General features: G+C 42.8%; 15 protein-coding genes and 1 pseudogene. 5 read left to right on the top strand and 11 right to left on the bottom strand.

Translation table 11 applies throughout. The features are described from left to right. Positions 1 to 94: 94 nt before the first annotated feature. A complete protein-coding gene (locus T495_RS16050) occupies positions 95 to 316 on the bottom strand; it encodes a hypothetical protein (RefSeq protein WP_197020377.1) in 222 nt (73 codons plus the stop codon). Here T495_RS16050 and T495_RS0108340 point away from each other — a divergent pair. The 3 genes from T495_RS0108340 to T495_RS15890 are packed head-to-tail and all read left to right on the top strand — an operon-like array spanning position 257 to position 3,196. Further along, a complete protein-coding gene (locus T495_RS0108340; protein WP_197020366.1) occupies positions 257 to 1,522 on the top strand; it encodes an insulinase family protein in 1,266 nt (421 codons plus the stop codon). The two genes, T495_RS16050 and T495_RS0108340, sit on opposite strands and share 60 nt — an antisense overlap. A gap of 10 nt (positions 1,523 to 1,532) precedes the next feature. Further along, positions 1,533 to 3,020, top strand: coding sequence for an insulinase family protein (locus T495_RS0108335; RefSeq protein ID WP_033148300.1), 1,488 nt, complete (start codon positions 1,533 to 1,535; stop codon positions 3,018 to 3,020). Between the two features lie 17 nt (positions 3,021 to 3,037). Beyond that, a complete protein-coding gene (locus T495_RS15890; RefSeq protein WP_155993540.1) occupies positions 3,038 to 3,196 on the top strand; it encodes a hypothetical protein in 159 nt (52 codons plus the stop codon). A gap of 525 nt (positions 3,197 to 3,721) precedes the next feature. Here T495_RS15890 and T495_RS15885 read toward each other — a convergent pair. Together T495_RS15885 and T495_RS0108330 are read right to left on the bottom strand one after the other, a co-directional pair. After that, the gene (locus tag T495_RS15885) at positions 3,722 to 3,901 is read right to left on the bottom strand and encodes a hypothetical protein (protein WP_155993538.1); all 180 of its coding nucleotides are present in this window, start codon (positions 3,899 to 3,901) and stop codon (positions 3,722 to 3,724) included. Between the two features lie 5 nt (positions 3,902 to 3,906). Further along, a pseudogene (locus tag T495_RS0108330) lies at positions 3,907 to 4,300 on the bottom strand (polysaccharide biosynthesis/export family protein); the annotation flags it as partial. Positions 4,301 to 5,028: 728 nt separating this feature from the next. On the opposite strand from T495_RS0108330, the gene T495_RS0108325 reads away from it, so the two are divergent. Together T495_RS0108325 and T495_RS16370 are read left to right on the top strand one after the other, a co-directional pair. Further along, the gene (locus T495_RS0108325) at positions 5,029 to 5,574 is read left to right on the top strand and encodes a DNA-binding protein (RefSeq protein ID WP_051651969.1); all 546 of its coding nucleotides are present in this window, start codon (positions 5,029 to 5,031) and stop codon (positions 5,572 to 5,574) included. Positions 5,575 to 5,600: 26 nt separating this feature from the next. Then, entirely contained in the window at positions 5,601 to 5,705 is a 105-nt protein-coding gene (locus tag T495_RS16370) for a smalltalk protein (protein ID WP_155949980.1), read from the top strand. Between the two features lie 62 nt (positions 5,706 to 5,767). Here the strand turns inward: T495_RS16370 and T495_RS0108320 are convergent, their stop codons facing one another. The 8 genes from T495_RS0108320 to T495_RS15205 are packed head-to-tail and all read right to left on the bottom strand — an operon-like array spanning position 5,768 to position 14,255. Further along, positions 5,768 to 6,886 (bottom strand): glycosyltransferase family 4 protein, encoded by a 1,119-nt coding sequence (locus tag T495_RS0108320; RefSeq protein ID WP_197020365.1) that lies wholly within the window; start codon positions 6,884 to 6,886, stop codon positions 5,768 to 5,770. 11 nt (positions 6,887 to 6,897) lie between these two features. Then, positions 6,898 to 7,995 (bottom strand): glycosyltransferase, encoded by a 1,098-nt coding sequence (locus T495_RS0108315; protein ID WP_051651944.1) that lies wholly within the window; start codon positions 7,993 to 7,995, stop codon positions 6,898 to 6,900. A gap of 50 nt (positions 7,996 to 8,045) precedes the next feature. Beyond that, positions 8,046 to 8,609 carry an acyltransferase gene (locus T495_RS0108310; RefSeq protein ID WP_051651943.1) on the bottom strand — a complete coding sequence of 188 codons (564 nt, stop codon included), beginning with the start codon at positions 8,607 to 8,609 and terminating at the stop codon, positions 8,046 to 8,048. 30 nt (positions 8,610 to 8,639) lie between these two features. Then, entirely contained in the window at positions 8,640 to 9,743 is a 1,104-nt protein-coding gene (locus tag T495_RS0108305; RefSeq protein WP_033148297.1) for a glycosyltransferase, read from the bottom strand. A gap of 11 nt (positions 9,744 to 9,754) precedes the next feature. Then, entirely contained in the window at positions 9,755 to 10,909 is a 1,155-nt protein-coding gene (locus tag T495_RS0108300; RefSeq protein WP_033148296.1) for a glycosyltransferase family 4 protein, read from the bottom strand. 3 nt (positions 10,910 to 10,912) lie between these two features. Further along, the gene (locus tag T495_RS0108295; RefSeq protein WP_051651942.1) at positions 10,913 to 11,881 is read right to left on the bottom strand and encodes a glycosyltransferase family 2 protein; all 969 of its coding nucleotides are present in this window, start codon (positions 11,879 to 11,881) and stop codon (positions 10,913 to 10,915) included. After that, positions 11,878 to 13,230, bottom strand: a complete 1,353-nt coding sequence (locus tag T495_RS0108290; RefSeq protein WP_033148295.1) for an O-antigen ligase — start codon at positions 13,228 to 13,230, stop codon at positions 11,878 to 11,880. The genes T495_RS0108295 and T495_RS0108290 overlap by 4 nt, the downstream gene beginning before the upstream one ends. Beyond that, positions 13,230 to 14,255 carry a glycosyltransferase gene (locus T495_RS15205; protein WP_081832058.1) on the bottom strand — a complete coding sequence of 342 codons (1,026 nt, stop codon included), beginning with the start codon at positions 14,253 to 14,255 and terminating at the stop codon, positions 13,230 to 13,232. Before T495_RS15205 ends, T495_RS0108290 begins: the two co-directional genes overlap by 1 nt. Between the last annotated feature and the right edge of the window lie 67 nt (positions 14,256 to 14,322).

Below are 14,322 nucleotides of genomic sequence, written 5' to 3'. Positions count from 1 at the left end.
ATTGCCATATCTTTGCACCGTCATAACTTAAATGGCTAAATTATGAATATAAACTATCTAAAATAGACAAATGATGAGAAAACTACAGTGTGTTTTAATCATGCTCGCCTGGCTTCTGGGAATTCAGGCGTTTGCTAAATCCGGAAATCTCAGGTTCGAGGATTTCTTGCTGAGAGATACCTCCCAGATTATTCATGGTACGCTCAACAATGGCTTTCAGTATTACATCGTCAAGCGGGCCGACGATTGTTTTCAGATGAGTCTGCTGCAGAAGACTGGGTGTCATGATGATGGCGAAACAATAGAGATTTCGCATCTATTGGAACACATGTTGTCAACTGCGAATCGACCGATTGCTAGAGGAGACACCCTCATCCAATATCTGAAAAAGCTCGGTAAGGATTACGGTACAGGTTTCAACGCTTTCACTTGGGCAAATTTTATGAAATACGAATTGTATCGACTCAAGCCCGAACGGGCCTATGCCGATTCGTGTATGGAGATATTAGCTGAAATTGCCGGTGGTTCCAACATCTATTCCGCTGATTTGGAAAGGCAGAGAGAAAGATTGTTGAACGAGGTTGCTAATCGGAAATACGTATTGAACCGAAGAGTGCTGGATGCCGGCATGGCAGTTTATTGGTCCGGGCATGATCCCGACGAATGGCGTGAAATGCGATTAAACAGTGCCAGGAAGATCACGCAGTCGCAGCTTGAGGCATTCTATCGGAAATGGTACCAACCTCAGAATCAGTGCCTCCTGGTTACAGGTAAAATCCCTGATGGCATTGAGGAGATGATAAAACGCAAATTCGGCAATCGCCCCCGTGTTCCTACTCCTTCGCCCACCATCTTGGATTTCGGTAAGAGGGATATGCTTGTCGAGAGATGCGGAAACGCATCCTGTACGTTAACGCTGACTTTTGCGCTGCCACATCTGACACAGGCGGAAAAGGAGAACCCTCAGTTCATCAGAGATTATTATGCATTGAAAAAAATCAATCACGCCCTCTACGAGAAGATGAAGGAACGTAAATTTGCAAGCAACTGTTTTACACGTTATCAGGTTGAAAACCGCATGATGCTGACTACAACCTTTGCTTACAACCTTAATGAAGAACTACCCGGTGGAGGCTTGCCGGCTTTCGTGGATAGTGTGGCTGCTTTACTGGATGATGTCAGGAACAACGGTGTTCAGATACAAATGCCTAAGGACACGCTCAAAAGGAATGTGATTGAACAGCATCGCGCTCTGGCAATGAAAAAACTGCAGGAGGGCGACGGTAAGGGCAATACTATCGACCCATTTATGCAACCCGATGTATGTTTCACTTATGCTCTACCGTTATTTAAGCAGGAGGATTCTGATGCCTATTGGTCGTTCGTGCTTAGTGGCAAGGATCTCTCGAATTTCTGTAAGGAGCTTGTCCGCAAGTCTGTGCTCAAGATCGACTGCATCCTCCCGTATGGCTATCCTGAGAATGAAATAACTGAAAAACTGAACGCCCTTCTGCGGCACTAATATTGATATAATGATGAAAACAAAACTCTTATTATTTACGATGGCTTGTGCTTTCGCCGTCCAGACATCGGCACAGTCGGAGACTGTTAAGTACGAGGATTTCCTCGTTACCCCTTCAAATATCTCTCAAGGCGTTCTTGACAATGGTTTCCGCTATTATCTGTGCGACAACGGTTTTACAGGTAATGGGCTGGAAATGCGACTCATCCAGAAATCTGGCACTGGAGACGATGAGGGTACCCCTGGCATCGCGCTCTTATTAAGAAGGATGCTTTTCTCCGAGAATCTCACTGTAGGATCAGCTGGCGTGGTAAAGGATCATCTCGATGCCCTGAATATGCAGCGCATCCCCAGTTTCCGTGCCCTTAATGGCCTTATACCCGATATTCCCGCCTACTGTTCAGAGATGGACAACGGGTGTACGGAGTTCAATCTGTTTCGTTTGAAGAAAGAGCGTGCCTATGCGGCGTCGTGTGTAGAGCTGCTATCCCAGATAGCAGGTCATGCCCGTTTCTCGGATTCTGAGTTGGAGCGCCAGAAGACGTTTCTGGTCAACGAGATCACTAACAGCAGATACGACCTTGCAAAATCCGGAGAAAACAGCCTAAAGGCCACATTTGTGGATGGATGTACCCTCGATGAGTTGATTAACAAACAAATCAACAGTATCCGCAGCATTACGCTCCAGCAGATTGAGGCGTACTACCAGCGTTGGTATGTGCCACAGAATCAGTGTCTGTATGTGTTTGGCAAAGCGCCAGACGATATCGTTGATATCATCAAGCAGCAATTCGGCAGTTGTCCCAATATGTCCGCTCCCGAAAGGGGCGTGAATAAACTGAACCACCAGAAGCTGCTGATGTTAAAGCACGACGTTCCGGCATTTTATCTTCAGTTCTGTTTCGTGCAACCTTGTGTAGCGGCATCGGCGACCAAGAATCTGGACTATCTTCGAAAAAAGGCGGTTTACGGCCGACTTGGCGAGATTCTTGGTACTTCTAAGGATGCGCAAGTAACGGTGTCGATGGATGAAGACGCTCCGTTTTTCCGATGCCCCGTTTTTGAATTGAGAATGATGACGGCATTAGACCTCTATGCCGACGAGCGTCAGTTGAGTGACTTTGTCGATGATGTCACGAAGAAGCTGGATGACATCATACACAACGGGGTGCAGGCTCATATAGAACAACTAACGATAGAAAAGCAAAAGGAACTCCAGCAGCAAGCGTTGACCAATATCCGTGACTATAAGGTGCTGGATACCCATTCCTGTATCAAGGCTAATTTTATTCATTCCAAGCCACTCGTCAAGGAGGAACCGACGTACCAGTATTTCAAGCACGAAGTCAGCGAACAGGATATTCAGGATTGCTGCAAAGAACTATTCAATAATTACGATTTGCGAATCGTGTGTACAACGCCGTATGGCTATCCCGATGCCGACATCAAGGCAAAGTTGGAATCAATGATCTACCATCTATCTACACCCCCGAATTAATAAATCTATCTGGAGCGATGTCGGTCTATGGTCAGGTAAATCTGTCTGGCATGATGCCAGAATCGACCGACAGCCTGCAGAAATGCAGTATCCGCAACTTCAAGTTCCAACCTAACAAGGGTAGCATCATGATAGACGAACCTAATGAAGATGACTACCATTTCCACATAAAATAGAGCAGCATGCCTTTCAAAAATCAGCGAAAATCAAGAAATATTTCCCTTTTTCGCTGATTTTTAGACAAAGAATGGTGGGGTTCAAAATAAAATTTGTATTCTAAGAAGTCTGAGTTTGTGGCCATCTATGGACGCAGACGCATAGGCAAGTCATATCTGGTTAGTGAAGTGTCCATCCAACTGGTTATGGTTACGACAATGGGAATAGCAAGAGGCGAACATGCCAGTATCGTTAACCAATCAATTACATTGGATGACCTGTTTATGGAACGTTGATTCATCTTTACCAGTCTGCACAGAAAATAATCGACCTCTTCAACGAGGTGGGGATTCTCACATCTATTGCCAATAACCGCACGACCATCCACACCATTCATTGTCTGGCGTTCTGGTTCGTGGACGGGCAGGATGCTCCCATCAAGAATCCGAATTATCAACGCAATCCAATCGTTCAAAATCCGGCTGTCCATGATAATGCCAATCCAATGTCTGCTGGTGATTCAAATTATCTTCATAATAGTCCTATTAAAAGACATACGTCAGGATGACAAGAAGAATCATTACAACTGAAAGGGCGAATAGAATTATCTTCATCCATTTGTCTGCACTGCGTCGGAAGGCTATCGAAGAGAGGCTCTGTCGCTTGAAGCGCGAGCCATAGTCTTCTTTATGATGATGGTGATGATGCGAATGATTATCAGACATACTCATTATTTTAAGATGTTAAACAATAATGATGCCACAGAAACCAGTATGCTTGTTGATGTAAGCCATAGTGTGGTAGTCTGCCCCACGCTGGAGTTGCGTGCTTTCACCTTGTTGGGCTCTACGTAAACGATGTCGTTCGAAGATGTTGATTTTCTCATTGTTCACGGTGAACATGCCGGGACGTGCCACCTCGCCCAATACGGATATTTTATAGTTTGCCATGCGTACTGTCACCACGGGGTCTTCCTTGCCATTCAAGTAGCGTATGATACAGTCGTGGATGAGTTTCTCACATTCTGCCTTCGACAGTCCTCCGACTTTCAGCGTACCCAGTACAGGAAAAGATATGGTGCCATTGTTGCTCACCAAGTAGGTTTGCAGGGCACGGGTGGAACTCACAGTCTGACTGCCGGTCGATGCATTTCCCAACGTTGGAGATATCACCTGATACTTGTTGCGAGGGTCGCCCACATAATCGCGCAGATAGTCGATAAGTCGGATCTGGGCATCGGCTTCCGACAAGCGAGCAGAAAACTGGTTGCTCAACTGTACGGCCTGTGTGGCATCCATTGAAAGGCCGGTCATGGAATGGCGGCGTTTATAGTCGGCGAGTTCATCTTCAGTAAGTCCTAACTCTTCGTTGATTTTCTTCACGCGTTCGTTGATAAACTCCTCGGTGCGCAGTGCCACCTCGTTTTTGTCGGCATTGGCCCTGCGGTTATAGCATACGGCCAACCGGCGCAGGAAGTCCATGCCACGTTGCGGGTTTTTGTTGGTAAGGGTCACCATGGCAATGAGTGTAATGAGTGTAGCAATATTTTCTAACTTTCTCTATATAAATATATTCACCTCGAACCAAATGTATTTCTACAACAGAAGTTTGATATTCTCATTACACTCGTTACACTAACATTATTATGGTTTTAAAAAAAAACAAGTTAGTTTCACCTCGTCATCAAGTTACTTTTCATGCAGAATCAACTTACTTTTCAACCACAATCAATATGGTAAATATCTACAATAAGCATCTGTTCATCAGCAAGTCAAAGCTGGCCGTACTGGCTGGTGTTTCGTATCGTACCTTCAGCCGCTATCTTGCCACACGACAACCGATACTCAGTGCCATGGGGATATGTTACATTTTACAGCAAATCAAAATTACCAGTCACAAGTGTTTTGGTAAGTGGTTCGCCAAGAACGTGGTTGAGGAGACTATCGACCTGGACGCTCTGGCAGAACACATGAGTACTCACAACTCGCCCTACTCCAAGGGCGTCATCAAGGGACTCTTAACCGACATGATCGGCTGTATCAAGGAGCTCCTGCTGGAGGGCAAGAACGTGAAGATCGACGACCTGGCCATCTTCAGCCTTGGCATTAAGAACAAGGAGATGGCACTGAAGGAGGAAGACTTCACCGTGAGTAAGAACATCGAGGGAGTGAAGCTGAAGGCCCGCGCCACTGGCGACCTGATGAGTAAGAGCCTCAACCTGGAGGCTACTATGAAGAAGGCCACCTTTGTAAACGGTAAGCTGACCACTGTTCCATCCAACTCGGGTAACACCAGCGGTGGCAGTTCTACCACACCAAGCAACGGTGGTAACACCGGTGGCGGTGACAATACCGGTGGTGGTGGCGACAATACGCCAGGCGGATCTGTTGAGGATTAAGTAACCATTAAAAAATCAAACGAATTATGACAAAAGTTAACTGGACCAATGTTGCTAAAGTCCTTAAATTTATCGCAACAGTGATTACTGCAGTTCTCGGAACCATAGCCGTGCAGTCATGCGTACAGTGAATACCATTACAAATCCCTCAGCTTGAGCTGAGGGATTTGTATTAACTTTGTCTGACACAAACTTACGATTTATTTTGGGGCATACTTTTATTATATACCTCAGCAGTTTGTATGGCTATGATGTTCCAGGCATAGAGACTCATGTCATAGTGTATCTTCTGTGAACGGGAAATCATCCCCTCTAATCTGTCAGCAAGTTTTTCTATGTCCCCACAAGGAAAATAGTGGCTTTCATCAAGTCTGATTTCCATATTAGCAGGTATATCGCTTGCCACAACGGGAATGTTGTATGCCATAGCTTCAAGTAGCGCAATAGGCAGTCCTTCATGGCTGCTTGGCAGACAGAAACACGAGGCATGGGTTAGTAGCGAGTGAAGTTTCCTGTCCTTGACGAATCCTGTCAGGACGACATGATTCTCTTTTGCCTTCTTCTTGAGAGACATTGAATAATCATCTTCGAAGTCTGCGTCACCTGCCAGCACAAGCCTCATGTCATTGGGGATACGTTTCGATTTCTTGAGTAACAGGAAAGCATCAATGAGGTGGTGCAGGTTCTTTTCTGGAACAAAGCGGCACATGCCTAAGATGTATTTGCCCTCCTCAATACCAAGTTCACAGAAATATTCAGGATAGGAGCATGTTTCGGGGTGTTTCACGCCATTTGGGATAAGTGTGACATTTTTCGTCCTACCGCATTTTTCTTCAATCAACGTCTTGACGGTGTTGGAGATAACTATCACCTGATTGGCAAACATACAACCGAGTCTTTCTCCAAGTTTCAGCATCATTTTGGCAACCTTTCCCCATTTGTCACGGTTATAGTCGGGGCCATGGTGTGTCATCACCACTTTCATCCCTAACAGTCGTGCGTAAGGTGATAACAGGTTTGGGCCGATAGCATGGATATGAACAAGGTCTGCTCCGAGTGCTTTTGCCTTGTTAATAGCTCTAAAAGTATGGATGATTGCTTCGAAGTTCTTTGACTTGGGGGCATCAATATCAATGATCTTCACGCCTTCCCATTCGGTGAGAGGCTTGTCTTCCCTGACATAACTACTCCTTCTAATGATTGTAATGTCATACCCTAATTGGACCAATCGGGGCAGCAGCTCCTCGCAGTGTGTCTCTATCCCACCCATTATATTAGGTATGCCACGTGTGCCTGTTACTACCACTTTCATAATTAATTGATTTAATTGATTTCTTTGATTATTTGCAGATACCTGTCACGGAAAGTCCCTGTTGAGTATTTCTCAATTAACAGACATTTACTGTATCTGCCGTATTTTTGTCGTTTTACTTTGTCTGATACAAGATTACAGATTGCTTTCGCAAGAGCATCTACATCCTTTCTCTCCGTAAGATGACCATTCTTGCCTTCCTCTACGAGATATGCATTATCACCTACATCAGTGGCAATGATTGGTAGGTCTGCATTCAGTCCTTCCATAATGCTGTTGCTGGTTCCTTCAAACAGCGAGGTGGAGAGATAGATATCGGCATTGCTAAGATAATTGGATATGTTATCTGGGTTGATGATAATATTGGTAATATCAACAATACCTTCTTCCTTCACCCACCTTCTTATTTCCTGTTCAAGTTTTCCGAAGCCAATGATGATGAAACGTATGTCCTTGTGGGTTCTATATACCAGAGATACAGTTTTGATGGCAGTCATGTAGTCCTTCTGTTCCACGAAACGACCTACTGTAATAATGCATGTCGTATCTTTCTCGTTTTTTAAAGAAAAGGGAGAAATGTTGTCAAAGCAATTGGGTATGACATGTATTTTCTTCTCTTTGAAGCCATGAGAAACAAAGTATCTTTTTCCAGAAAAGCAATTTGCGATGGTAATGGCAGACATGTGGTTGGTTAGGAACCTGTCAACGATTAGCTTTCTTGTCGGCAGTTCTGCATTGCGCAGTCCTGTTATAACTTTTGCTCCTGTGATAGAACCTGCAAGACAAGCATAGAGATTTGCAGCCGTCAGGTATGAGAAAATCAATTCAATATTGTTTTCCTTGATGTACGAAAGGAGTTTACGAAACCTACTCAAATGTCCTCCGTTTAAGAGAGCCAAATGAACCTTTGGTGCCTCATATATCATATCAAGGTATTTCTGATGCGTCTTTGCTGCATTAAAGACAACGAAATGAACATCATAATCAGTCGATAGGACCTTGGAAAGCAATACGGCCTGCTTCTCTGCACCACCACTGGTGAGGTTCTTGACGAATACCGCAATTGATTTAGGTATTACTCTTTGTTTACTTATATTGGTGATAAACATCTACTTTTCTTTATCCATATCCAAATATACTCTATATATCTGAACCTTTCCTATATAGAACTCTTGGGTTTCATAAGGGGTTTCTGTACGAATCTGTCGTCTGGTAAGGATAGCAGGAATCTTTTCTTTTCATCATCATTCAGATTCTTAGACTGTAAATCCATCTCTTTTACTTTATGATACCAATCTTCTGTATAGCCCACATGTTTACATGGATTGCCTGCCACCATCCAGCCATCGGGGATGCTTTTGGTGACAATACTGCCGGCACCGACAATAACATTATTTCCGATTTTCACACCTGGCAATATCTTACAATCCTCTTCTATTGAAACATAATCTCCAATTTCAATCTTTCCAAAATAATCCACATTGGGATCATTGTATAAGTGTCGCAAACTATATAGCCCGCCATGAGTGAAAAAGACGGTATCTCTGGCTATACGACAATAATTCCCTATTTTTATCAGATAGCCTTCTTTGGCAGAAAGTCGGCATGCGGAAATATTACATCCCACGCCTATTTCCACGCCCTTGCTTCTCAAATAATTCTCCGGGGTCATATAACAACCCGTCATAAGAAATTGTAAGAATTTAGTCTTGTTGATAAACATGATTATATTTCTACTTTTTTATAGTTACTATTACTTTTTGCAGGTGTCTATATAAATCTGGTAATACCTTTTTGCACATGTTTCCATGGAATAATGATTTTCATAATAACTCTTTATTGCCACAGACGTAATATGTCCTTTTTCCACGATAGCCTGTTTTACCTTTCGATAAAACCTGTCATCGTCAAAGTTTTCAGACAGGTATCCTGTTATGCCATCTTCTATGACATCAACTACACCTCCGGCAGGTGTCGATATGGGAACAACCCCCATAGACATAGCTTCCAATAAGGTCATAGGGAGCCCTTCGAAATCGCTGGACAACACGAAGAAATCTGCCTGAGCCATATAGTCTCCGACATTATTTTTCGGACCCAACAGGAAGATGTTTTTGCTGTTTTTCAATGTCACATTCCATGAATCATATTCATCACCCAATACAATAAGAATGAAATTGACACCCTCAGCCTCAAGACGGGAAAAAACGTTGAAGAGTCTGCCATGGTTCTTGACCGGATGATTGCGTCCTACATGAATAAAAACCGTGGTCTCTAAATTCTTCTTTAATGCGTCTATCTTCTTTTTTGCCTCTTCCAATTTCTCTGTGGTTTTCAATGGTTCACTTCCATTTGTGACACATATATCATAATGGTTTCTGTATGTTTTAAAATAAGACTTATGACATGTTTCGGAGATAGTTATTGGCTTGACTTTGTTGCATCCGAACAAATAATGTGTCAGCATCTTCTTGATGATTCCCGCATTAGCATTATGCCGCTCTGCTAATGTGTGAATGGTATTAAAATATTGAATATCTCCAAAAAAGATAACAGGCAAAAGCAGTGATGTTGCAGAAACATGACAATGAACAATATCGGGGCGTTCACTTCCTATAATTCTGAATAGTCTCCAAATAGCTTTTGGTTCCAGTCCTGTTTTCCCGTGCAAGTTGATATGGTGTACTTGAGGAGACAAATCGTTCTTGTAAAGAACATTTCCTGGAACAGAATCGTCCAGGATGGAGACAAGAACGATCTCGTCATTTTTATTTGCTGCAAATCTGTTGCATAGACTTATGGCAATTCTCTCAGCGCCACCTCCTCCAAGTGAAGATGTCAATAGTAATATTTTCATAACACTTTCTATTATATCCTGGCTTCATAACACTTCAGATAATCATTAGCGATAGGCTCCCAACTCATGTTCCTCATCCATTCTTCCTTGATATTATTTCTCATCGCATTCAGTTTTTTCTTGTCGGAATGCAATTCCATGATTCCATTAGCCAGATCATTCACATCACAGGTCTCTACTACAATTCCTGTCTTATTATGTTGAATGGCATCAGCAAGAGCCCCCACATTGGTAACAACCATCGGCACCTCTAAAGTGAAGGCTGTTTGAACAACGCCGCTTTGCGTTGCATCCTTATAAGGACATACTACAAATTCACAAGCCCGAAGCATGCCTGCTAATTCCCTGGTACCTATATAGTGATTGATGATTTTAACATAGTCCAGTCTCTTGTAGGACTCAATGTCAAAATAATATTTCCCGCCACCGGCTATCACCAGCATTAATTCGGGATAATGGCTGTGTGCAATCTTCATAGCTTCCAAAAGAAACTCAACTCCTTTGTATTCCACTATTTGCCCGAAAAAGAGAATGAAAGGTCTGTCAATCTGCAGCGGTATTGGATCTACATACAGAATACTACTATACATACCCAATTTGTTAATAAATATATGGTTATTAGGTATATGATAATAGGATGCAAATGATGAAGACTGCCTATTGTTGAGTAAAACCAATTTGGGAATCTTCTTGAAAGCCATTCTTCTATCCCTCTCTGCCCTTTTATTTGTATAACCTGTATGTTGGAAAGTATCATGAACAGTCAATACCAGTTTCTTTTTTACCAGATATAACAATTTCTGTGTCAAGTAAGGCGGCTTGGTTAAATGAATGATGTCAGGCTTTTGCTTAAGAAAACGCACGAATAGTCTTATCATCAATAACAGGTTGGCAGGATGAAATTTCTGCTTGTGCTTTTGATTGACGACATATACATGCGAAAGATCGAGAATATTACGGAAGTCATCAAACTCCTTATAAATTTCCGTCGCAGGATAAATACCTGTATGCGGATACAATTCTTTTAAGTCAATGAGTGTTGACCTCATGCTAAAAGATGCTATAGTGATGTAATATCTCACATCATGGCCTTTACGCTGCAACTCTCCTATCAAAGGAAAATCGCAGTCTGCAAAAAAAGGGGTACTAAAATATATAATCTTCATCTTTTACTTTTCAAATTCTCCATACAGCCAATAAAATCTTTTCCTGATTCGGTAGTAGATTCCGTCAACAAGAAAGGCAAACAAATATATCAGCGGCCAATCCCCTTTACGTCCATGCACTGCAAAGAAAGATGTAAATGCTTTCTTGATACTTTCCTTGCTGACAAATCTTCTGTTACGATGTATCAAAAGGATAAAGAATGCCCTGTTTGTGGCGTAGATGTCAGGTTCCTTTGCAAAATACCGAAAAGCCCAGTTCAGAAATGCCAACTCAGCCCTCAATTTACGTTCAGCAATCTGGCATGAATAATCGGGTGTAATATTCTGTGAACTTTGTCGCCATCTCACCCTTGCACCAGGCACCGTGCATATTCCCTTTCTACCAGAGAACACGACCCATGTAGCCACATCGCTACCCCATGCCAAATCATATTTCATGAAGCCCCCATATTGTTCATAAACTTTTCGCGAGAATACAGTCTCCACGACAAAAGCAGAAAATCTTCCCGAGCTCTTACCCCGATAGAAGCAATATGCTGGAAGCACTGCCGGATAATCAGGTTTCCGTCTTTCAAATGCTCCACATTCGTTTATTATATCCACATTGAAATGATAAACATCATAAGATCTGTCCGTATTCTCTATCTGATAGAACAGTTCCTTCACACAATTCGGATCCATCACATCGTCATCGCTAAATAGCCATATGTAAGGCTCATCCTGGCTCATGGCAATACACCGTTCCCACTGCGCAACTAAATCTTTTCCGCCCAAATTGGTGTCGAACCGCTGATAAACTATATCTATCTTATCTCTGTATTGCTCAACGATATCAGTTATTGGTTCTGGGCTGCAATCATCACCCACGTACAAGGTGAAGTCCTTGCACGTCTGCATGGCAATAGAGTCAAGCGCAGCGGGCAGGAATGTAGCCTTGTAGGCAGGGATGACGATGGCAAGTCGGTGTGTCATGATGGTGAAACGCTTCTTATTTGTTTCAATCTTATAAGCAACCTATACAGTTTCTTGAGTCTTCGATATTCGATAGCCTTGATGACAAAGCCAAGTAATAACATCGTTGGATAAACAGACCCTAACTCTCCTGTACCAATAGAGAATACTAGGTACAAAGTAAGGATAGACGCTCCCAAGCCGGTTAAAGACTTATTTTTTTTGCGTTTTCTCCCAAAGTAGAGGAAAATGATTGTATAAAAAGTCGCCCATATAACCAGACCGATGATACCCCGTTCAAGCAAATATACAAGTATAACACTTTCTACACCATTGAGATTACGGATTGACCTTGGATCGTTATCCAAAAAATATGCCCAATATCCACTCCCCAATCCTAACCATTCATGTCCTTCTACATACATAAGAACATACGCATATTGCGACATACGCAATGAGATAGAACTCCCTTTTGTTTCACTGTCTTCAACGAAAACATCAGTCACACTATTGACTTTTTCTTCAACCGCAGGAATGGTGTTATATGATATTATCATTAGAATCGCTGCAAAAATGCCGAGCATAACATTTCTGCCTAATTTGAATGACCACATATTGTAGCAAGCAATTGACAATATAGCACCTACCCATACTATGCGGCATCCGCACGTTATTATTCCGAAAAAACAACATACGATGGCAAGAAAAAAAGTTTTTTTGCTTTCTAAGTGCCGATACCATCCATGTAAATGAAGCAATAATATGGCAACACATATATAGCCATAATCAAAAGCAGAATTATACATTGACTGTACTCTGAAACGGCTGCTTTCCGTATAACGGTCACCAATAGCAACATCTCCATACATACTTGTTCTGCCTTCTGTCATAGCATTGACAAACATTGAACTCTTTTCCATGTAATTGAGAACACCAAAGAAAGACAGCACAATCAGACAATACAGGGAAACCTTCAATATGGGTTTTAATGATTTTTCATTTTTGACAGCCCAGAAGGCATATGCGAGGGAAAAATAGCCGAACAAAAGATTGTTCTCAATCATTTCCTTTATTCCTGTGTAGGGGCTTGTCAATGCGGCTAACAGTGCAGATCCACTAACCAGAAGAAACAGATTCCTCAGCCAAGGCACACGCCGCAAATACCTGATATGCTGTTGCAAATATTCCCTTTCTGATAACAGGAAAGCCACTTGTAGTAAGAGGTTTGCCTTGCGTAAAGGAATACCACTTATACTCACCGCCGACAGTGTCATAGCACCCATGACGAGCATGGCCGCCTTCCATTCCCGCTTCACGCAGAACATCAGACAACAACACACCAAGGTGACTATGATGGCAACAATCTTCATTAATTGTTCAATCGATTGATTCTATCCTTTAATCTTTCACTCTTCAGCTTGATGTAAGCCACTGGCAGCAATAGAGGTGCGAGCTTACTGGCGCTCAATGTATCCTTTTTTAGTTGACGGTCTTTCTTCTTCAGTGCCCTTATAAGGATAAGCGTCGTGAGATTAATGCGTTGACCGAATGACAACGGCTTGCATTGCCCATTCATCACCAATCCTGCATAGTAGCGATAGATATCGTGTAGCCAGTTTTCTCCCCGCCGCTGCGAAGTTCTTGTTATTCCACTCTCCAATATACGGTAGCAACCCGTCTGCTCCGGCAACCAGATGAAGTCGCCCATCAGGGCGGCACTCAATGTAAGGGCAAAATCCATCTTTATGGAACAGTTGGCGAAGGATTCAGATTTCCACACCTTATAGCGGTACATGCTTGTGAGCACCATGATGTAGTTGCCGTAACGGAGCAGCGTAGGCAGATTGTCACCGGAATGGGAACGGCCAGGATAATCTTTTATAAATGGTCTGCTTATCGGATTCCCTTCACCATCAATGGCCTGAAAGTTGGTATAGACTAATGTAGCCTGGGGATTGGCGTCTAAGGCATCCGCCTGCTTTTGCAGTTTATGCGCGTCGGTCCAATAGTCGTCACCCTCACATAGGGCGACATAGTCTATCTCATCTGTCAATTCCCGATAATATTTCAGTCTTGGTTTCTTGATGCTGTAGTGATTGTATTTCAGCAGATAAACCGCAAAGTAGCAGTTTTTGTTCTCCTGATGGCGAACCAGCGTGAGGTGGTAGTCTTCGGTTTCCTTTGTCCACTCTGTGTCAAAGTGGTCGTTCAGGTATTGTTTGATGATCTCTGGCTCCCCGTCCGTGCTGGCATCGTCCATGATGAGACAGACGAACGGAAAGCTCGTCTGCTGCATGCAAAAGCCATCCATGGTATCCTTGATATAGAATGCCTGGTTGTAAGTGTTGCACCACACAGACACCTTAAAGTGACTTATAGTTTGAACTTGTGCCATTATACTATTTTCTTTTTTTCAGAATATCTATAATCTCTTTATATTCGTTCATCTTGAACAGCTTGCA

Origin of the sequence: Prevotella sp. P6B1 (assembly GCF_000702825.1) — a bacterium.
In the GTDB taxonomy this organism is placed as follows: Bacteria; Bacteroidota; Bacteroidia; order Bacteroidales; family Bacteroidaceae; genus Prevotella.
This window is presented reverse-complemented; position numbering and strand designations above follow the sequence as displayed.